The sequence below is a fragment of the Vibrio glycogenivorans genome, from assembly GCF_051660965.1.
Classification (GTDB): domain Bacteria; phylum Pseudomonadota; class Gammaproteobacteria; order Enterobacterales; family Vibrionaceae; genus Vibrio.
The window spans coordinates 129,026-147,458 of record NZ_JBPVIS010000009.1; the positions used below are offsets into that span (position 1 = coordinate 129,026).

Sequence of the window (18,433 nt, forward strand, 5' to 3'; positions counted from 1 at the left end):
ACGGGCTTTGTTTATCTTAACTTGACGATAAATTACATCGTGTAAGTGTATGGAGCTTGGATACCTAGTGGGATACCTAGTGCCCAGTAAGCCAGCAGGAAGATAGTCCAACCGATCAGCATCGCAATCGAGTACGGCATCATTAGTGATGCTAGAGTACCGATACCTGTGTTCTTCACGTAGCGCTGACAGTAAACAACCACTAGTGGGAAGAAGACCATCAGAGGAGAGATGATGTTCGATACAGAGTCACCTACACGGTACGCTGCCTGAGATAGCTCTGGAGAGATACCAACAGCCATAAGCATCGGAACTAGGATAGGACCAATCAGTGCCCACTTCGCTGACGCAGAGCCAACCAGAAGGTTGACAAATGCAGTAAGCAGGATCATACCAACGATAGTGGCTTCACCGGCAAGGTTAGCTGCTTTAAGGCCTTCTGCGCCGTATAGCGCTAGCATAGTACCGATGTTTGACTGAGCAAATGCCGCTAGGAATTGTGCACAGAAGAATGACATTACGATGTATGCGCCCATGGTCGACATCGTGTCGCCCATCGCTTTGATCACATCGTTGCTGTTCTTAAACGTACCTGATACACGGCCATAAACGTAACCAGGAATAATAAATAGGATGAAGATCAAAGGAACAATTGACTGCATCACTGGTGCATCGAACGCTGTGATTTCACCGTCTGGTGAACGCAGAGCTGATGTCTCAGGGATCAGTGCCGCGATGAGCACTGCGATACCTGCCAGCATAGAGTAACCAGCTACGCGGAAGGCTTTTGATTCTGTTTCAGTGAAGGTACCTAGATCCGGTGCTTCCTCTGCATCATCATCAATCGACGTGTTCGCAAGACGTGGTTCAATCACTTTCTCTGTCACAAACCAACCAATACACACGATCAATAGTGAAGATGCACCAGTAAAGTAGATATTAGCAAGTGGGTTAACAACGTACTCAGGGTCAAGTACGTTTGCTGCTGTTTGCGTAAAGCCTGCTAGAAGTGGGTCGATACCCGATGGAACGAAGTTCGCTGCAAAACCACCCGATACACCGGCAAATGCGGCTGCGATACCCGCTAGAGGGTGACGACCCGCTGCGTGGAAGATGATACCACCAAGAGGAATAACCAGTACGTAACCCGCATCCGCTGCTGTGTGCGACACGATAGCAACTAGGATTAACATTGGCGTGATTAGTTTTGCTGGCGTGAAGTTCAGCATCTTCTTAAGGCCAGTGGTGATAAAGCCTGACGAGTCAGCAACACCAACACCCAACATAGCAACCAGTACGATACCTAGTGGTGCGAAGCTAGTGAATGTCGTTACCATGTTTGCTAGGAAGCTCGCTAGCGCTTCACCTGTTAGCAAGTTTTGTACTTCTAGTGCTTCATTCGTGCGTGGGTTGATCAGGTCAAAAGAGACGTTTGAGAGTGCTGCAGACGCAACCCATACGATTACCAGTGCCCAGAAGAACAAGATTGCTGGATCAGGAATTTTGTTACCTGCGCGCTCAATGAAGTTTAGAAAGCGATCCATGCCGCTCGGCTTCGGCTCAGGCGCTTTATTAATAGCTTGGTTACTCATGATTAATCCAATTTGTTTTTTTGTGTTGCTTAGGTCGACTTCGGTGCGAGTCATTTTACCGACGAGTATTCTAGCCAATTAGCACAAAGAAAGCACAAGTATCTGTAGCATTTTGTAATAATAGTGAGATATTTTGCAAAAACACAAACCACGTGCAACAAGAATAGAACAAAATCAGAGCAAAATAAAAACCTACCCTCTACCTTTTGTTTTTATTTTCACCACTTTTGGCTGTGTTCACTGTCGCGAGCAATCGCCGTGACCAGGGCAAACGTTTGCGGATTGCCAAAGCTATCTTGCCAGTGGGCGTGAATGGTGACTATTTTCACTGCCCCTGAAAAATGCTCACTGACTTGCCATTCCAGTTCAATTTCATGCTCGTTCTGCTCACGATGAGAAGTTAAATTATGGTATTGCGCCTCGCTTGCAGCCCCAAGGCCTCGCCCTCGCAACAACTCTAAGCGAGTCTCTATCAGCTCAAGGGCTTGTAGACGCTTGAGTGATAGCGAGGTGCGCCGCTCAACCTCGATATGCAGACTAACAGCCCCGATAAAAGTCAGCGATACCAGGAGCAGGCTGACCAGCAACTCAAGCAAGCTTGCGCCAAAGACACCACGCTTATTCAACATACCAACTGGCCGGCAACCATTGTGCGGCGCCGCGCAATTGCATTTGGTTGAGCACATCGCGATCGAAGTTTATCGTCGGTGAGCCGGTGAATAAGGCGATCTGCTGCTGAGTGTCTAAGAACACCCCGCCGTGAATCGCGCCATTTCCAGTCTGGATATAGACGGCATGCAGCGGTGTTGCTGGACTTAAATCGCCAAACACTCGCTCAAAGCGTTGCTCAAGCGACTCACTTATCATCGCCTCAATATCACCAACTTGCGCCCATTGTGTCGACTCAGTCCGATAGGTCTGATTGAGATGGACAATCACCACGGTAAGATCGCTCACCAGGTCAAGCATAAACACACCATCTTGAACCAGGATCAGCAGCAGGGTGTCAGGCTCAAGACGCTGGATTTGATGTAATCGCTCAACATCGCTGGCACTCAGGCGGCAGCCCCCCTCAATCCAGACCTTGTTGATTGCACCTAACTGTAACTCATCGGCAAAACTCTGGTAGCAATCATTTATATTGGGCAAGCCCGCAACCTGAATAAATCCTTGCTCTGAGCTTTGCTTAACCTTGTCTGACGCCTCACGCGCGATACCAAACAGGTCCTCAAACGGACTCAGGTTTTGCTCAAGTTTAACGTCGAGTTTTGCTCGGCGAATAATGGTTTCAGTCCCGGCTTCTAACCACACACCACTCTCGCTCAAAGCATCGGTGTGATAAGCATCATCACACCATTGAACGCCATGACTGTTCACACCCTGGCCCTGGCTGGTAATACCACCACTAACCAAGCGCTGCTCAACCACTGCCACAGTACACTGATAGAAAGGCTTCAAGGCGCCGGGAAGACCCAGATCCACCGTCGAGAATGTCAAACTTCCAGCGACAATAATATCCGCGTTACTGCGCAGCCCTGACTGTGCCTTGTAGCGACCAAAGTCGAGCGTTCTTTTTACCGTCATATAGTCATGCCTAGCGATCAAGGTATCCGGGGCGGTTTGATCACTATGCAGTTCATCCAGTGCCAGGGCATCAGCGGCGAGTGCCGAGCAAGACTCCCCAAGCAATGAGTTAATTTTGATTTGTTTCGCCGCGCGTAAATAGGCATAGCCGCACTCAAGTCCCCCCTCTGCACGCCAATAGCTTTGGGCACTGGTTAGGGTCATATTGATGCGTTTAATTTGATACAGCGCGCCCTGCGTTAAGGCGAACGTGCCTAAGCTCGCCAGTAGCATAATGGTCCCAGTCACCAACAGCACCGAAATGCCGCGCATATATCGGTGCTTCATTGCCAGTTCCTCTGCGTAACCTGCTTTGTTAGCTCGTAGCGTACACTTGGGTCTTTAACTAAGTAGATCTCTAGTGTCATCACAATCTGGGCACTTTGAGCAGTAGAACTGTTCAAGCTTATCGACTGCAAAGTAAAACGCTCAACGCCAATCTGCTTGGGATGAAACAGGGAGTAGCAGTAGCCAAGAGGACCAGATTGCGCCGCTAATTCGATACTTAAAGCAGTAGTAGCGTATTTTTCACAGATCTTAAGGCTGCGGGGCGACTCAAATTTATACACAACATGACGAATGTCCTCGGCGTCAGAGGTCGAGATTTGATAGGTGTAACCCAGCATTGGTGGAGAGGCTTGAGTAAAAATGACCGACTCGACATCAGCAAACGTCAGTGATTGCTGACCATCTTGGCGAAAACCTGCGCGCGCGACATCTTCGCCGAGCTGCTGCATCACAAATCGCCCGTTATCGGCCAACATCACCTGCTTGGTGCGCGCTGTGCTATTCCCAAGCAAACTCAAATAGAGCGTTGTCACCGCCCCGATGATCGTGCAGCCAAGAGTGGAAACCAGCAGCAGCTCGATTAATGAGCCCCCTCTAGCATGCCGTAAAGCCATACCATGCCCCTTCGACGCCACACACCACGATGCGACTCGCCGCGTAAGAGGATTTCAGCTTTAACCGGCGCTGTGGCGTACCTTGACTAAAAATTTCCAAGCTGCCTGATTTGATCTTGCCCGTCGCGCCCATCAACTTTATCTGATTAGCGGTATAGTTAGAACGCAGCTCCAGTCCCTCAAAGTCACTGCCGGTTAAGATACGTAAAGTCGTGCCACTCTCGAGGGTATCGCTGTCAGTCAGATGCACTTGCCATGACCGGCGGTCAGCGTTATCTATCGCAATATGCACCCACAAGTCACTATTACGATAGATCGATTCAGCCTTGGCATAGACAAGCAGGTTGTGCAGCTCATCAGCCAGTAAAACGATCTTTTTACGCTCTAGGCTAGTGTGCATATTGGGCAGTGTGAACGCGAGTAAGGTCACCAGTAACGTGAGGCTAACTAGTAGCTCTAATAAGCTAAAGCCGTGATTCATCTCGAAGCTTCCTATGCAAACCAGGCGAGGTCAAATCCCAGCCTTGCTAGTAGCCTAGTCTCAAACAACACTGCTACTTGGCAAAGGAAAGATGCTAAGGAAGGAGATTCACGTAATGGGATGTAAAGATGGCGCGGCAGGCGCGAAAGGTATGACCTTGATCGAGTTATTGGTGGTGATGGCAATGATTGGCATTTTGGCCAGCACGGCGTACCCAATATACACCCACCAAGTTTTAAAAGCCCATCGACAACAAGCACAAACTGACCTGCTTAAGATCCAGTTAGCCCTCGAACAGGGCTTTTTTGATGGCTATCAGCCGCAAGGGGTTATCTCTGAGGGGGCGTGTTTGGTTTGTGGCGGCGATAATCCGCACTATCTGTTTACGATTGAGGTTGATGAGGCTGGCTATCGTATTTTGGCCTTGCCACGACATGCTCAAGGCAAGGATAACTGTGAGGGAGAGCGTTATGATCATCTATCGCTTAATCAGCGAGGAGAGCGCCTACCAAGCGAATGCTGGTAAGACAGAGGTGGCCACCCACCCTCTGTCTTAGATCTCACTAAACGATCTGGTCTTTTTTCCACTCGGCGAGCTTTTCAGCGCGCGCCGCTTCGCGCGCCTCGCGTTTTTTGCGCGCATCGCACGGCTCTGGGCAGTTACATACTTTATCAATGCCCATTGCGCCAAGACCACCACAACTGCCCTTGACCACTTTACGCTGAACAATATAGCCAATCGCCATTGCCGCGATCACCGCCAAAAATACGGCGAATGTTATAAGAAATGTTGTCATGATTACCCCTAGTTCTGCAGTGCTCGATACGCGCTTGAAACTCGCTCACGGTAGCCGTCTTCGGTTTTAATTATCATCATGGTGGGAATATTTTCAACCTCAGCGAGCGCCATGCCGTCTTCTTCACCCATCACCATAATACCGGTCGCTAGGCCATCCGCAGTCATCGAAGATGGATGTAATACCGTGACCGATACCACGCGGTTGCTGATTGGTGCGCCCGTCTCTGGGTCAATGATATGCGAGTAACGCACCCCATCACGCTCAAAGTAGTTGCGGTAATCGCCAGACGTTGCCACCGCCATATCGCCAGGTTCAATGATCTCCTGAATCGCTCGCTCATCACTGGTCGGCTTTTCAATCGCGATGCGCCACTTAACGCCCTCACGATTGAGTCCTTTAAGGCGGATCTCGCCCCCGACTTCAACCATATAATCCGCCACCTCAAGCTGGTCAAGGTAGTCGGCAATCACATCAACGCCCCAGCCTTTGGCAATGGTTGACAAATCGACGTACAGCTCAGGGATCGCTTTGCTTAGCTGATTACCCTCAACGCTCAAATGCTCAATACCTGTGATGGCCTTGCGTTCTGCCAACTGCTCTGCACTTGGCACCTTGTCGCGGCGCGCTTCAGGGCCAAAACCCCAAAGATTGACCAGCGGCCCAACCGTGACATCCAGCGCTCCTTGAGTAAGACCGTTAAGACGCAGCGCTTCTTTCACCACCAGCGCGGTCTGCTCCGACACAACAAACGGCGTGTCTTGCTGATGCTGATTAAAGCGGCTTAACTCTGAATCCGGCCGATAGGTCGACATCTGCTGATTGACCTCTTCTAATAAGCGCTCCACCTCAGCATGCACTGCCGCTGAGCTTGGCATCTCAGGCTGAGGTATGTATTTGATGTTGTAACTGGTGCCCATGGTTGGGCCATTTAAGTGCACCTGCTCTCGCGGCTGCTCACAACCGACTAAGACCAGCATTGAAGCCAAGGCAACAAGCCAAATTCTCACTTGTTTACTCCTATTCCATCTATTGAGTGTATATGGCTAAAAGAGTGAAGCTCTTAGCGATACACACTCAGCCTAAAGGCTAAATAAAACGATGGCTGACTACAAGAGCCAGCCATCTTCGATAATCCATTACGCTCAGTTACTAGCAAACCAACGGCTTGCCTGTCACTTTTGTTATAGGTTTAGCCACCAAAGTCATCAAGCAGGATGTTTTCATCCTCAACGCCCAAGTCTTTGAGCATGCCGATCACCGCTGCGTTCATCATCGGTGGACCACACATGTAGTACTCACAATCTTCCGGCGCTTCATGATCACGCAGGTAGTTTTCATACAGCACATTATGGATAAAGCCCGTGTAGCCTTCCCAGTTGTCTTCCGGCATTGGGTCAGACAGGGCACAGTGCCAGATGAAGTTGTCGTTTTCTGCCTGCAGGCCGTCAAAGTCTTCGGCATAGAACATCTCACGCTTCGAGCGGGCACCATACCAGAACGACATCTTACGGTCTGACTTCAAGCGCTTGAGCTGGTCAAAGATGTGCGATCGCATTGGCGCCATACCAGCACCACCACCAACAAACACCATCTCTGCTTCCGTCTCTTTAGCGAAGAACTCACCAAATGGACCTGAGATCGTACACTTGTCACCCTCTTTAAGCGACCAGATAAACGACGACATGATACCAGGAGGCGCTTCTGGATTATTAGGCGGCGGCGTAGCAATACGCACGTTGAGCATAATAATGCCTTCTTCCTCTGGGTAGTTAGCCATTGAGTAGGCGCGAATGGTCTCTTCATCGACCTTTGACTCATAGCGGAACAGGTTAAACTTGTCCCAGTCTTCACGGTACTCTTCCGGTACATCGAAATCTGAGTATTTCACATGGTGAGCAGGCGCTTCAATCTGGATGTAACCACCAGCGCGGAATGGCACCGATTCGCCATCTGGGATCTGCAGCTTAAGCTCTTTAATGAAGGTCGCCTTGTTATCGTTAGAGATAACCGTACATTCCCACTTCTTAACACCAAAGATCTCTTCAGGTAGCTCAATGTCCATGTCGGTTTTCACCGCCACCTGACACGCTAGGCGCTCGCCCTCGCGCGCCTCACCTTTAGTGATATGGTCAAGCTCGGTCGGTAGGATATCACCACCGCCTGATTTGACCTTAACGCGACACTGGCCACAAGAGCCACCGCCACCACAAGCCGAGGAAACAAACACGCCAGCGCCCGCAAGAGAGCTAAGCAGTTTGCCACCCGGTTGAGAGACGATCGCCTTCTCAGGATCGCCATTTACAGAGATGGTGATATCACCGCTCGGTACCAGCTTGGACTTGGCAAACAGAATCACCAATACCAGCGCCAGTACGATCAGGGTAAACATCACTACACCAAGAATAATAGTATTCATTGACTATTCCTTATCGCTACGGTTTACCCGAACTAGAGTGAAACACCGGAGAAAGACATAAAGCCTAACGCCATAAGACCGACCGAGATAAACGTGATACCCAGACCACGCAGTCCCGGTGGCACATCTGAGTACTTCATCTTCTCACGGATACCCGCAAGCGCGACGATCGCTAGCAGCCAGCCCACACCAGAGCCAAAGCCGTAAACCACCGACTCGACAAAGTTGTAGTCACGCTGAACCATGAAGGATACGCCACCAAAGATCGCACAGTTTACTGTGATAAGCGGCAAGAAGATCCCCAGCGCGTTGTACAGCGGCGGGAAGAAACGGTCGAGAACCATCTCAAGGATCTGAACCAGCGCCGCGATAACGCCGATAAAGGTGATGAAGTTAAGGAAACTCAAGTCAACCCCAGCCACCAGCGCGTTTTCACGCAGAACCAGGTTGTACAGCAGGTTATTCACTGGTACCGCGATAGTCAGTACCACAACAACCGCAACACCCAGGCCAAATGACGTCTTAACCTTCTTTGATACCGCGAGGAAGGTACACATCCCGAGGAAGAAAGACAGCGCCAGGTTTTCGATAAAGATCGATTTAACTAATAAGCTAATATAATGTTCCATGACGACCTTACTCCTTCGCTTCGACTTGTTCAGGTTTCACAGTACGGATTGCCCAAATCATGAAACCGATTAAGAAGAACGCGGATGGTGCCAGTAGCATCAGACCGTTTGGCTGATACCAACCACCGTTACTTACTAGAGGCAGTACCTCTAGACCAAACAGCTTGCCCGAGCCAAACAGCTCACGGAAGAACGCAACCGTGATCAACACAAAGCCGTAACCGAGACCGTTACCGATACCATCAATCAGTGATGGCAGCGGGGCTGATTTCATCGCATAGGCCTCAGCACGGCCCATAACGATACAGTTAGTGATGATCAAGCCAACGAATACCGACAGCTGCTTAGAGATGTCGTAGAGGTAGGCTTTTAGCACTTGGTCAACCACAATAACTAACGAGGCGATGATCGCCATCTGCACGATGATACGTACACTATTAGGGATGTGGTTACGGATCAGAGAAACGAAAAAATTAGACAGTGCTGTTACAAAGATAACCGCGAGTGTCATAACAAATGCTGTTTCAAGCTTGGTGGTCACCGCCAGGGCAGAACACACACCGAGAACCTGCAGCGCGATTGGGTTGTTATCCAATACCGGCGCGACGAGATTCTTTTTCATGTCTTTAGTTGCTGACATCAGTTCAAGCCTCCATCACGAACTTGAGTAAGGTACGGACCAAAGCCCAAGTCACCTAACCAGAAGTCAAAAGTGCCCTGCACGCCGTTACCGGTCAGGGTTGCACCCGATAGACCGTCAACACCGTGCTCAGAGCCAGCTGGCGCACCGCCTTTCACCACCTCAAGCGCAGGTTGGTTGTTGGCATCAAACAGCTTTTTGCCCTCGAACTGTGCGCGCCAAGATGGGTTTTCCACCTCACCGCCAAGTCCTGGGGTTTCACCTTGCTCGTAATAAGTAATGCCTGCAACTGTGTTGCCGTCGCCTTCAACAGCCACAAAAGCGTACATCATCGACCACAGACCGTTACCATGAACCGGCAGAATCACTTTAGAGAAGCCTTCGCCATCTCTGACCAGGTAAACCACGCCTGTATTGGCACGGCGCTGGATCTTAGCGTCATCTTGCTCCGCCGTGAGGCGAATCGAGGTGTCCGGGTCTTTGGCTGCTCTGCGCTGATCATAATCTGCAGCATCACCATCGATGTATTGACCGGTCTCGAAATCCAGCAAGCGCGGTTCGATGTACTCAGCAAACAGCTCAGGGACACTGCCCTGAGCCGTAATGCCAGCGACTTCGACGATCTTGCTCTGCTTATCCAGCACAGCATTCGCCTGTTGTTGGCTACGCAAGCCCACTGCTGCCGCTGATACGACGATTGAACAGACTAAACTCAGTCCGACGACCACGCCCAGCGTCTTTTTAATGCTATCGTTATTACTTGCCATAGCGCGCTAGTCTCCGTTTGATGTTCTTCTCAATAACGACATGGTCGAATAGAGGGGCAAACAAATTGGCAAATAGGATCGCCAGCATCATACCCTCAGGGTATGCAGGGTTTGCCACACGAATCATGACACACATGCCACCAATCAAGATGCCGTACCACCATTTACCCTTGTTGGTAAACGAGGCTGATACTGGGTCGGTTGCCATAAAGAACATACCGAAGGCAAACCCACCAAGAACAAGGTGCCAGTGCCAAGGCATGCTGAACATTGCATTGGTATCAGAACCAATCACGTTGAACAGTGTCGCTGTCGCAATCATACCGATCATCACACCAGCGATAATTCGCCATGAGGCAATGCGCATGTAGACGATCATCGCCGCGCCAATCATTAGCGCAAGCGTTGAGACCTCACCAATCGAGCCTGGGATATTACCAATAAAGGCATCCATCCAAGTGATCGGCGCACCCGTGACGTTGTTCATCAGCTGACCGTTGCCGCCTTGTGCCCATTGGCTCAGTGCGGTTGCACCCGAGTAGCCATCGGCTGCAGTCCAAACCGTGTCACCTGAAATTTGCGCAGGGTAGGCAAAGAACAAGAAGGCACGACCGGCCAAGGCAGGGTTAAGGAAGTTACGTCCTGTACCACCAAAGATCTCTTTCGCAACCACCACACCAAAGGTGATACCTAGAGCCGCTTGCCACAGTGGCAGCGTTGGCGGAACGATAAGCGCAAACAGGATCGAGGTGACGAAGAAGCCTTCATTAACCTCGTGCTTGCGCACCATACAGAACAAGACTTCCCAGAAACCGCCGACAACAAACACCGTGGCATAAATCGGTAGGAAGTAGGTGGCACCCAGCAACATCTTGCTGATCCACCCCGCATCTGCGGCGAGCGACCCGCCGAGCATTTGCGTGAGCCAGTAATGCCAATTACCAGCGATAACTTGGTCAAGCTGCTCGCCAACATACAAGTGGTTAAGCGCTGCAATCGCTTGTCCACCGGCGTTGTACATCCCCCAGAACATCGCTGGGAAAACCGCAAACCAAACCATGATCATGATGCGTTTCAAGTCAACGCTATCACGGACGTGTGAGCTCTTCTTAGTGACAGTACCAGGGGTGTAGAACAGCGTTGCCGCTGCTTCGTATAAAGCAAACCACTTTTCGTGTTTACCACCTGGTTCAAAATGATGCTCGATGTCTTCAAGAAACTTCTTAAGAGCCATGAGAATTACCCTTCCTTTTCAATCGTGTCTAGGCATTCACGAAGCAGTTGACCGTATTCGTATTTACCCGGACATACAAAGGTACACAATGCAAGGTCTTCTTCATCCAGTTCCAGCGCACCGAGTGCTTGCGCACTATCGATATCACCGGCACACAGATCGCGAAGCAGCAGTGTCGGTTCCATGTCGAGAGGCACTACGCGCTCGTAGTTGCCAATAGGAACCATCGCACGGTCACTTCCGTTGGTCGTGGTTGTCATATTGAACAACTGACCCTTGAATAAGTGACCTAGGAAAGAGCGGGTTACAGAGAACCTGTTCTTACCTGGCATCGCCCAACCAAAGAGCTCCTTCTCGCGACCTTCGCGCAAGACAGAGATTTGATTATGATAGCGACCGAGGTAGGCGTGTGGACCAACGGCGTGGGTACCGGTTAAAACGGAACCTGAAATGACACGGACTTCACCCGGCATCAACTCGCTATCAGTAACATCATCTAGGCATGCTCCTAGAGTTGTACGAATTAGACGAGGATTGTTCACAACCGGGCCGCCAATCGAGATAACGCGGTCGGTGTAGAGTTCACCGGTGAGGAATAGCTTGCCAAAGGCAATCACGTCTTGGTAGCCGATGCTCCAAGCAACGTTTTCCGCGTTGACGGGGTAGAGGAAATGCATGTGAGTCCCAACCAGTCCCGCAGGGTGAGGACCAGAGAACACATGTTCTTCGACATTGGACTGAGCAGAGCGCGGTAAACTGGTGCCTTTTTTACACACGTATACTTTGCCCTCTGTCAGCGCTGAGAGGATATCAAGTCCAGCAACAAACGCTTGCTGTTGCTCGTTGATGATCAGCTCAGGCTCGGCAGCGAGTGGATTGGTATCCATAGCTGTGACGAAGATGGCTTGAGTTGTTGAACTTACGGCTGGAACCTTACTAAACGGTCGAGTACGCAAAGCGGTCCAAAGACCTGATTCAACCAGTTGGTTTGTGATCGTTTCACGATCCAAGCCACTTAATTGATCGGCTTCAAACTTGTCGAAAACCACCTGCTCGTCGCCTGCCACCTCAATCACTACCGATTGGAGGACACGCTTCGCGCCACGGTTAACTTCAATCACTTTGCCGCTTGCTGGTGAGGTAAATTTCACGCCTGGGTTCTTCTTGTCTTCAAAAAGAACTTGGCCTTTTTTTACTTCATCATCGACGCGAACATGCATTGTTGGACGCATACCCACGTACTCTTCGCCAAGCAAGGCGACTTTGTTGATGGCTTTGCCATCACTAATCACCTGAGATGGAGCTCCCGCGATAGGAAGATCCAGTCCCTTCTTTATTGTAATCATACGCACTTGCACTATTTTATCGGGAAAAAGATTCTTATTATTGCGCACTAATAGACACGACATCAGTGTCCCGTCCCGGTCGTCTCCTGCAACCGAAACTGCAACATTCCATTTAAACTCTCATTACATTTGCACTGAGACCTTTCAGGTGGGCTATTGTAGCATCCATTGGTGAATTTATTCCATGACCAAACGCCCCCAGGGGGCGATAAAAATCGCAGGATTTCACAGAAAATGGCAACACAGGTCAACTTTTTGCGCGTTTGCGCAATATCTATACAGCACCTAAAAATAGCCGAACGACCACACCAATAACTCACTCATTTTGATAACGTGATTTAGTTAACATTTTATCAACACTGACTGGTTATTTTTTGACTTTGATCGGTGTTTTTTTAACCATCCCTGCTTGTCGTACTACTGTGTGCGAACTCTATTTCCCGCCTCCCATGCACTGGGGGCTGTTGGGCGCAAAACCTTGCTCTAATCGCCACTCTTCTTCGGTGTAGGTATGCATAGCGAGTGCGTGGATATCATTAGCTAACTCATCCGCCAGCGCTTGATTGACCATTCGGTGACGAGCAATGAGTCTCTGTCCCTCAAATTCCTTGGCGACAATAATCACCTTAAAGTGACTCTCTGAGCCAACGGGCACACTGTGCATGTAGCTCTCATCAATGACCTGCAGGTGGCTTGGATCAAAAGTACTGTGGAGCTTGGTTTCTATTGTTTCTTGAATCATAACGACACGACCCCGTTGCTATACTGATAACTTTACTTAGCGTTTGATTGTTGGTGTTCGACATCACCAAAGGTTGAGTGGCGAACTTTAAGTTTAGTACATAAGGTTTTGGTTTCTTGGTCAAACAACTTTTGCGACAATAGAAACAACTATAAAAGGCACTTAATCGATAATGAAAACCGAGCTTACTCTCCACGAACAAACCCTTACCCTGAACAGATACCCTATCCGCTCAAATGAAACCCTACAAGCATGGGATGCTGGGGATGAGTACTTGATCAATCACATTGAGGAAACCGAAGCGGTTACTGATAAAAAAGTATTGATCTTGAATGATAATTTTGGTGCTCTGTCATGCTATCTGAGTGATAAATGTCAGGTCATAACCCAGACTGACTCGCATATTGCTACCAAGGCGATTGAGGCCAATCTAGCGCAAAACCAATGCACGTCTATCCAGATGCTGACCAGTGTGGACTCCCTGCCACAAGACGTGGATTTGGTGCTGATGCAACTGCCAAAAAGTAACCGAATGCTGACCTGGCAACTGCATCAGCTTCAGCGTCATCTGCCACAGGGAACGCCTGTGATTGCGGTGAATAAAGCCAAAGAGATCCATACCTCGACCCTCAAGCTGTTTGAGCGCTATCTTGGAGAAACCAAAACCTCACTGGCATGGAAGAAGCATCGCCTAGTCTTTTCATCGGTCGACAAATCCATCCAGCAGCAGGTAGCAAACAGTTGTGACTGGCAAGTAGAAGAGTACGGGATAACGCTGCGCAACCTTGCCAACGTCTACTCGGGTGAGAGCCTAGATCTTGGCGCCAGACTGATCCTCAAACATTTACCTGACAATTTAGGCCAGGCAAGAGTGATAGATTTGGGCTGTGGAAATGGTGTATTGTCTGTCCGACTTGCTAAGCTAAACCCCGACATTTCATTAACTTGTGTCGATGAAAGCTTTATGGCAGTCAAATCTGCGCAGATTAACCTCGCCGAGAATGGCATGACCCAAACGGTTACAGGCGTCGCTAACAACTGCTTGGATGGCTTTGAGGCAAGTTGTGCCGACTTTGTTGTCTGCAACCCTCCTTTTCATCAACAGCAAGCCGTTACCGATCATATCGCCTGGCAGATGTTTTGTGACGCAAAGCATGTTCTAAGCAAAGGCGGTAAATTGTTAGTCATCGGTAACCGTCATCTCGGCTACCATAGCAAGCTGTCTCGACTGTTTACTAAAGCCCAAGTAAAAACCATCGCCAGTGACAGCAAGTTTGTCATTCTTGAAGCAACGAAATAATCACAAAAAGGAACTTACCATGAAAAAACTGATTCTCGCCGCCTCCGTGGCCCTACTTACGGCCTGTGCCACGCCGCAGCAAGAGCAGATTGATTTCATGCCAAACTCAGTACTGAGCAACAGTGATATTGTCTCTGGTAAGAGCTACAACCTGACCAGCCGTGACTCGCGCTCAGCACAATACGTTGCCCTACTCGATAGTGGTCGCTCGAATATCGAGCCGATCCATGCGAGACAAAACCTGCGCGTGACCATCGAGAAAGTGATGGCCGAGCAGTTCGCCTCACAAGGCTTTCGCAATGCCGTACAGAGCGATAATGTCATCGATATCGATATCCAAGAAGCGCTAGTCAACGTAACTCAATCGACCATGAGCCACGAGATGGTTGCGCACGTCAGCCTGGCACTCACGCTGGAAACGCCAACGGGGAAAATGGTCAAAACCTACACCGGCTCTGCGCAAAAGAAAAACTCATTCGGTGCATCAAGACAAGATATCCAAGACGTCCTCAATGACGTCACGGATAACGTACTGATTGAGATCTCTAAAGACCAAGAGCTACAAAACTATATGAAGGAACGCTTCTAATGAAACAACTACTACTTCTTTGCACCGCACTAATCAGTGGCGCGGTTTTCGCGGGCCCTAAGGTTGAGTTTGAAACCAACCAAGGCAGCTTTGTCCTCGAGCTCAACCAAGAGAAAGCGCCGATCACGGTTGAAAACTTTTTGCGCTACGTCGAGGATGGCAGCTACGAGGGCACGATCTTTCACCGCGTAATCCCGGGGTTTATGGCGCAAGGTGGCGGCTTTAACCAAGAGATGCAACAGGTGCCAACTTATAGCGCAATCAAAAATGAAGCCAGCAACGGCCTAAAGAACGATACGGCAACGATTGCTATGGCACGCACCAATGCGCCACACTCAGCGACTCGTCAGTTCTTTATCAACTACGCGGATAATGACTTCCTCAATGCCAGCACTCGCTCAGATGGCTATGCGGTATTCGGTGAGGTCGTTGAGGGCTTTGACACCATCATCAAGATTGGCCAGATCCCAACCTCGCGCTCTGGTCGCATGCAAGATGTGCCGACCGAGACCGTCGTGATCACCAAAGTCACTCTTCTTGACTAATTTTTAGCTAGAATTGCCAAGCTTTTCGTACGCTGCATGTCTGGAAAAGCTTGGCGCAAGGAACACCATGTCGAGTACCACCCCCACTCCTTCTTGGTCTGAAACCATTCAGAGCTATCTTGATAAACGCCTGCTGTGGGTCTTTATGCTGGGCTGCTCCAGCGGCTTTCCCTGGGTTTTGATTGGCTCAAACATGTCAGGCTGGCTAACCGATGCCGGTCTTACACGCTCGGCGATTGGCTACTTTGGCAGCGTGTTCGTTGTCTATGCAATCAACTTCCTCTGGGCGCCACTGGTCGATAGGGTCAAAATCCCTGTGCTTTACACTAGGCTTGGGCAACGCCGCAGTTGGATATTTCTCTGCCAATCATTGGTGCTGATTGCAACCCTGTTTATCGCTGGGGTGAACCCCGCCGAGAACTTGATGTTCACCTCGATGCTGGCACTGGCGATTGCTATCGCCTCAGCCACCCAAGATATCGCCATCGATGCGTTTCGGATTGATACCTTCCCTAAAACCGAGAACTCAAAGCTGCCCCAAGCCTCTGCAATGGCGGTGATTGGTTGGTGGACTGGCTACTCACTGCCCGGTTATTTGGCGTTTATCAACGCTGACTCTATCGGTTGGAACGGGGTGTACTATGGTATGGCCGTCGTAGTCTTAGTGCTGATGCTGTTCACCCTGCTGGTTGGCGAGCCTCGCACCGAGCGCGAAGCACTGCAAGCCGCGGCTGAGCAGCGCCATAATCAAGTGGTGCAATCTAAGCTCATTACTTGGCTTAGCGTGACCTTGATTGAGCCGTTTATTGATTTCTTCAAGCGTAATGGGGTGCGTGTTGCCTTGACGCTACTGCTGTTCGTGTTCTTGTTCAAGATAGGTGAGGCCTTCTTGGGGAGAATGTCGATCACCTTCTATAAAGAAGTCGGCTTTAGTAATGAACAGATTGGTTACTATTCGAAATTGATCGGCTGGGGTGCCACCATGATTTTTACTCTGGTCGGCAGCATGTTCAACGTTCGCTTTGGTATCGTGCGTGGTTTGATGATCGGTGGTATTGCGATGTCAGCCAGTAACTTGATGTTTGCCTGGATAGCCAAAGTGGGGCCGAGCGAAACCTTGTTCTTGGCCACTATTTTTGTCGATAACTTTACTACCGCCTTCTCGACAGTCGCCTTTGTGTCGTTCCTGACCATATTGACTGGTCAGGCTTTCTCTGCCACTCAGTACGCCTTGTTGGCCTCACTCGGCAACTTGGGGCGCACGACCCTTGCCTCGTTTAGTGGTCAACTGGCTGATTACCTCAATGATTGGTCACTGTTCTTCATTATCACCGCGGTGATGGTGATACCGAGCTTGATCATGCTGTACTCATTGCGCGGCTATTTCAAACAACTGCTTGAAAAAGCGCATAACGATCCTACATAGTGGGTTAAAAAGAAATAGTGGGAAAATCGAATTGAAAAGGGAGCGAATTGCTCCCTTTTTTTATGATAAAGCCCGCGCCCTGCTCTAAGGGAACATTCCCTTGCCAAACAGATTAAATACGCGCGCCACACCCTGAGTAAACACCATAGGCTCAGTCAATACCGTGAGGCATAAACAGTCTTCGCCAACCTTGGTGTAAGGTGAATGCTTGTGTGATGCGTCTCTGGCTAGATAGTCACCCGCATGATAGTGGCCGTCCTCATCACTAAATCCTCCGTGCAGGATCACTGTCGTCTCTTGCCCCTTGTGTGTGTGCTGAGGCACCTGGGCGTCCTCGTTGATGTAGAGCAAGTTAATTCTCGCATAAGTATCAAGCTCGACAGTGGCACTGTAGATCTTGCCACCATAGTTACGCCAGGCTCCAATACGGTCAACGTGTCGGCCTAGTCCTTTTGGCAGGGTGAACTCCTTACCATTGGGTGTCGTCACGGTTTTAATAGGGTCTCGGCGCTGTTCGGCTGGCTCAGCCACAACCTCTATTTCCAGAGAAGTGATATCCGCCAGCATTGCTTGCAATGTCTCTGATTGAGAGTCTTCGATTCCCTGCCCGACTTCCGTGTCTTCCTGGACAGTTGCTTCCTGGTCGAAGATTGCGGTGGCACTGGCTGCTTCTAGCTCAGCGACCTGCGCTTTGCATTCACTGCACTGTTCTAAATGCAGCGCAATTGCAAAACCGTCGACATCACTTAAAGCCCCTTCGCTGTACAGCTTTAGCTGCTGTTGAGTGGGATGAATGCTCATAACTGATCTGCCTCAATTGAAGTTCGTAATTTCTCCACTGCCAAGCGCAAGCGCGACTTCACTGTTCCAAGTGGAATATCTAGCATGTCTGCAACCTGCTGCTGAGGAAGTTCTTCTAAATACACTGCTTTAACCACAGTACGCTGAGCCTCCGGAAGCCGATCCAAATACTTGACCACTTGCTCCTTGAGCATTTCATGCTCGGGAGCATAGTGCTCGACGAGATCGGGTGGGCAGTAGTCTGATGGCCAAATGTCCTCGGTACTGATGTGTGAGGCACGGCCTTTATATTTCCTTAACGCATCAAAACACAGGTTGCGAGCAACCGTGTAAATCCAAGTGGAGAGGGAGCTCTTGGTACCGTCAAACAAATTGGCTTTTTGCCACACTATGGTCAAGGTCTCCTGAACCATTTCTAGGGCGACTTGCTCTTGTCCCATATGCTTGTAGGTAAACTGCTTCAAACGCGGTGCAAAATGATTAAATACAACTGCAAACGCCTCTTTGTCTCTCGCCTGGACGCGGTGCATGAGCTCAGTCCACTCCTGTCGCGTCAAATTCTGGCTGTTGATACCTGTCATGCCCAATCCTTTATCCTTA

21 protein-coding genes are annotated in these 18,433 nt (G+C 49.8%); 5 read left to right on the top strand and 16 right to left on the bottom strand.

Annotated elements, in window-relative coordinates:
- Window positions 1-32 precede the first annotated feature (32 nt).
- The 5 genes from ACSTTG_RS17530 to ACSTTG_RS17550 all read right to left on the bottom strand — a co-directional run bounded on the left by ACSTTG_RS17530 (window position 33) and on the right by ACSTTG_RS17550 (window position 4,598).
- Entirely contained in the window at window positions 33-1,592 is a 1,560-nt protein-coding gene (locus ACSTTG_RS17530; protein ID WP_438475709.1) for an AbgT family transporter, read from the bottom strand.
- Window positions 1,593-1,810: 218 nt separating this feature from the next.
- Complete coding sequence (locus tag ACSTTG_RS17535; protein ID WP_438475710.1) at window positions 1,811-2,221, bottom strand: hypothetical protein; 411 nt, start codon at window positions 2,219-2,221, stop codon at window positions 1,811-1,813.
- Window positions 2,211-3,503, bottom strand: a complete 1,293-nt coding sequence (locus ACSTTG_RS17540) for a hypothetical protein (RefSeq protein ID WP_438460298.1) — start codon at window positions 3,501-3,503, stop codon at window positions 2,211-2,213. Before ACSTTG_RS17540 ends, ACSTTG_RS17535 begins: the two co-directional genes overlap by 11 nt.
- Complete coding sequence (locus tag ACSTTG_RS17545) at window positions 3,500-4,117, bottom strand: PilW family protein (protein WP_438460297.1); 618 nt, start codon at window positions 4,115-4,117, stop codon at window positions 3,500-3,502. The genes ACSTTG_RS17540 and ACSTTG_RS17545 overlap by 4 nt, the downstream gene beginning before the upstream one ends.
- A complete protein-coding gene (locus tag ACSTTG_RS17550) occupies window positions 4,098-4,598 on the bottom strand; it encodes a GspH/FimT family protein (protein WP_438475711.1) in 501 nt (166 codons plus the stop codon). The genes ACSTTG_RS17545 and ACSTTG_RS17550 overlap by 20 nt, the downstream gene beginning before the upstream one ends.
- A 115-nt stretch (window positions 4,599-4,713) precedes the next feature.
- On the opposite strand from ACSTTG_RS17550, the gene ACSTTG_RS17555 reads away from it, so the two are divergent.
- Window positions 4,714-5,124 (top strand): type IV pilin protein, encoded by a 411-nt coding sequence (locus ACSTTG_RS17555; RefSeq protein ID WP_438475712.1) that lies wholly within the window; start codon window positions 4,714-4,716, stop codon window positions 5,122-5,124.
- A 37-nt stretch (window positions 5,125-5,161) separates the two neighbouring features.
- Here the strand turns inward: ACSTTG_RS17555 and nqrM are convergent, their stop codons facing one another.
- From nqrM to bolA, 9 genes are all read right to left on the bottom strand, one after another.
- Window positions 5,162-5,395, bottom strand: coding sequence for a (Na+)-NQR maturation NqrM (gene nqrM / locus ACSTTG_RS17560; protein WP_438460294.1), 234 nt, complete (start codon window positions 5,393-5,395; stop codon window positions 5,162-5,164).
- 8 nt (window positions 5,396-5,403) lie between these two features.
- Entirely contained in the window at window positions 5,404-6,405 is a 1,002-nt protein-coding gene (locus ACSTTG_RS17565) for an FAD:protein FMN transferase (RefSeq protein ID WP_438475713.1), read from the bottom strand.
- A gap of 182 nt (window positions 6,406-6,587) precedes the next feature.
- Window positions 6,588-7,814 (bottom strand): NADH:ubiquinone reductase (Na(+)-transporting) subunit F, encoded by a 1,227-nt coding sequence (nqrF, locus tag ACSTTG_RS17570; RefSeq protein WP_438475714.1) that lies wholly within the window; start codon window positions 7,812-7,814, stop codon window positions 6,588-6,590.
- A gap of 32 nt (window positions 7,815-7,846) precedes the next feature.
- Window positions 7,847-8,443, bottom strand: coding sequence for an NADH:ubiquinone reductase (Na(+)-transporting) subunit E (nqrE, locus tag ACSTTG_RS17575; protein ID WP_438460291.1), 597 nt, complete (start codon window positions 8,441-8,443; stop codon window positions 7,847-7,849).
- A gap of 7 nt (window positions 8,444-8,450) precedes the next feature.
- Window positions 8,451-9,083 carry an NADH:ubiquinone reductase (Na(+)-transporting) subunit D gene (locus ACSTTG_RS17580; RefSeq protein ID WP_438475715.1) on the bottom strand — a complete coding sequence of 211 codons (633 nt, stop codon included), beginning with the start codon at window positions 9,081-9,083 and terminating at the stop codon, window positions 8,451-8,453.
- Complete coding sequence (locus tag ACSTTG_RS17585; protein WP_438460289.1) at window positions 9,083-9,850, bottom strand: Na(+)-translocating NADH-quinone reductase subunit C; 768 nt, start codon at window positions 9,848-9,850, stop codon at window positions 9,083-9,085. The genes ACSTTG_RS17580 and ACSTTG_RS17585 overlap by 1 nt, the downstream gene beginning before the upstream one ends.
- Complete coding sequence (locus ACSTTG_RS17590) at window positions 9,840-11,084, bottom strand: NADH:ubiquinone reductase (Na(+)-transporting) subunit B (RefSeq protein WP_438460288.1); 1,245 nt, start codon at window positions 11,082-11,084, stop codon at window positions 9,840-9,842. The genes ACSTTG_RS17585 and ACSTTG_RS17590 overlap by 11 nt, the downstream gene beginning before the upstream one ends.
- A 5-nt stretch (window positions 11,085-11,089) precedes the next feature.
- On the bottom strand, window positions 11,090-12,430 hold the full coding sequence (locus ACSTTG_RS17595) for a Na(+)-translocating NADH-quinone reductase subunit A (protein ID WP_438460287.1): 1,341 nt from the start codon (window positions 12,428-12,430) through the stop codon (window positions 11,090-11,092).
- A 433-nt stretch (window positions 12,431-12,863) separates the two neighbouring features.
- The gene (gene bolA, locus ACSTTG_RS17600; RefSeq protein ID WP_438460286.1) at window positions 12,864-13,172 is read right to left on the bottom strand and encodes a transcriptional regulator BolA; all 309 of its coding nucleotides are present in this window, start codon (window positions 13,170-13,172) and stop codon (window positions 12,864-12,866) included.
- Window positions 13,173-13,344: 172 nt separating this feature from the next.
- On the opposite strand from bolA, the gene ACSTTG_RS17605 reads away from it, so the two are divergent.
- The 4 genes from ACSTTG_RS17605 (at window position 13,345) to ACSTTG_RS17620 (ending at window position 17,032) form a co-directional block, all read left to right on the top strand.
- The gene (locus tag ACSTTG_RS17605; RefSeq protein WP_438475716.1) at window positions 13,345-14,472 is read left to right on the top strand and encodes a methyltransferase; all 1,128 of its coding nucleotides are present in this window, start codon (window positions 13,345-13,347) and stop codon (window positions 14,470-14,472) included.
- A gap of 19 nt (window positions 14,473-14,491) precedes the next feature.
- On the top strand, window positions 14,492-15,061 hold the full coding sequence (locus ACSTTG_RS17610) for a YajG family lipoprotein (protein WP_438475717.1): 570 nt from the start codon (window positions 14,492-14,494) through the stop codon (window positions 15,059-15,061).
- Complete coding sequence (locus ACSTTG_RS17615) at window positions 15,061-15,606, top strand: peptidylprolyl isomerase (protein WP_438475718.1); 546 nt, start codon at window positions 15,061-15,063, stop codon at window positions 15,604-15,606. Before ACSTTG_RS17610 ends, ACSTTG_RS17615 begins: the two co-directional genes overlap by 1 nt.
- Before the next feature lie 67 nt (window positions 15,607-15,673).
- On the top strand, window positions 15,674-17,032 hold the full coding sequence (locus ACSTTG_RS17620; RefSeq protein ID WP_438475719.1) for an AmpG family muropeptide MFS transporter: 1,359 nt from the start codon (window positions 15,674-15,676) through the stop codon (window positions 17,030-17,032).
- Window positions 17,033-17,116: 84 nt separating this feature from the next.
- On the opposite strand, the gene ACSTTG_RS17625 is transcribed toward ACSTTG_RS17620, so the two are convergent.
- Together ACSTTG_RS17625 and ACSTTG_RS17630 are read right to left on the bottom strand one after the other, a co-directional pair.
- A complete protein-coding gene (locus tag ACSTTG_RS17625; RefSeq protein WP_438475720.1) occupies window positions 17,117-17,833 on the bottom strand; it encodes a ChrR family anti-sigma-E factor in 717 nt (238 codons plus the stop codon).
- A complete protein-coding gene (locus ACSTTG_RS17630) occupies window positions 17,830-18,363 on the bottom strand; it encodes a sigma-70 family RNA polymerase sigma factor (protein ID WP_438460418.1) in 534 nt (177 codons plus the stop codon). Before ACSTTG_RS17630 ends, ACSTTG_RS17625 begins: the two co-directional genes overlap by 4 nt.
- Window positions 18,364-18,433: the final 70 nt, after the last annotated feature.

Coding starts and splice junctions, on each gene's coding strand:
- ACSTTG_RS17530 (WP_438475709.1), bottom strand. CDS start 1,592: ATGAGTAACCAAGCTATTAATAAAGCGCCTGAGCCGAAGCCGAGCGGC.
- ACSTTG_RS17535 (WP_438475710.1), bottom strand. CDS start 2,221: ATGTTGAATAAGCGTGGTGTCTTTGGCGCAAGCTTGCTTGAGTTGCTG.
- ACSTTG_RS17540 (WP_438460298.1), bottom strand. CDS start 3,503: ATGAAGCACCGATATATGCGCGGCATTTCGGTGCTGTTGGTGACTGGG.
- ACSTTG_RS17545 (WP_438460297.1), bottom strand. CDS start 4,117: ATGGCTTTACGGCATGCTAGAGGGGGCTCATTAATCGAGCTGCTGCTG.
- ACSTTG_RS17550 (WP_438475711.1), bottom strand. CDS start 4,598: ATGAATCACGGCTTTAGCTTATTAGAGCTACTAGTTAGCCTCACGTTA.
- ACSTTG_RS17555 (WP_438475712.1), top strand. CDS start 4,714: ATGGGATGTAAAGATGGCGCGGCAGGCGCGAAAGGTATGACCTTGATC.
- nqrM (WP_438460294.1), bottom strand. CDS start 5,395: ATGACAACATTTCTTATAACATTCGCCGTATTTTTGGCGGTGATCGCG.
- nqrF (WP_438475714.1), bottom strand. CDS start 7,814: ATGAATACTATTATTCTTGGTGTAGTGATGTTTACCCTGATCGTACTG.
- nqrE (WP_438460291.1), bottom strand. CDS start 8,443: ATGGAACATTATATTAGCTTATTAGTTAAATCGATCTTTATCGAAAAC.
- ACSTTG_RS17580 (WP_438475715.1), bottom strand. CDS start 9,083: ATGTCAGCAACTAAAGACATGAAAAAGAATCTCGTCGCGCCGGTATTG.
- ACSTTG_RS17585 (WP_438460289.1), bottom strand. CDS start 9,850: ATGGCAAGTAATAACGATAGCATTAAAAAGACGCTGGGCGTGGTCGTC.
- ACSTTG_RS17590 (WP_438460288.1), bottom strand. CDS start 11,084: ATGGCTCTTAAGAAGTTTCTTGAAGACATCGAGCATCATTTTGAACCA.
- ACSTTG_RS17595 (WP_438460287.1), bottom strand. CDS start 12,430: ATGATTACAATAAAGAAGGGACTGGATCTTCCTATCGCGGGAGCTCCA.
- bolA (WP_438460286.1), bottom strand. CDS start 13,172: ATGATTCAAGAAACAATAGAAACCAAGCTCCACAGTACTTTTGATCCA.
- ACSTTG_RS17605 (WP_438475716.1), top strand. CDS start 13,345: ATGAAAACCGAGCTTACTCTCCACGAACAAACCCTTACCCTGAACAGA.
- ACSTTG_RS17610 (WP_438475717.1), top strand. CDS start 14,492: ATGAAAAAACTGATTCTCGCCGCCTCCGTGGCCCTACTTACGGCCTGT.
- ACSTTG_RS17615 (WP_438475718.1), top strand. CDS start 15,061: ATGAAACAACTACTACTTCTTTGCACCGCACTAATCAGTGGCGCGGTT.
- ACSTTG_RS17620 (WP_438475719.1), top strand. CDS start 15,674: ATGTCGAGTACCACCCCCACTCCTTCTTGGTCTGAAACCATTCAGAGC.
- ACSTTG_RS17625 (WP_438475720.1), bottom strand. CDS start 17,833: ATGAGCATTCATCCCACTCAACAGCAGCTAAAGCTGTACAGCGAAGGG.
- ACSTTG_RS17630 (WP_438460418.1), bottom strand. CDS start 18,363: ATGCACCGCGTCCAGGCGAGAGACAAAGAGGCGTTTGCAGTTGTATTT.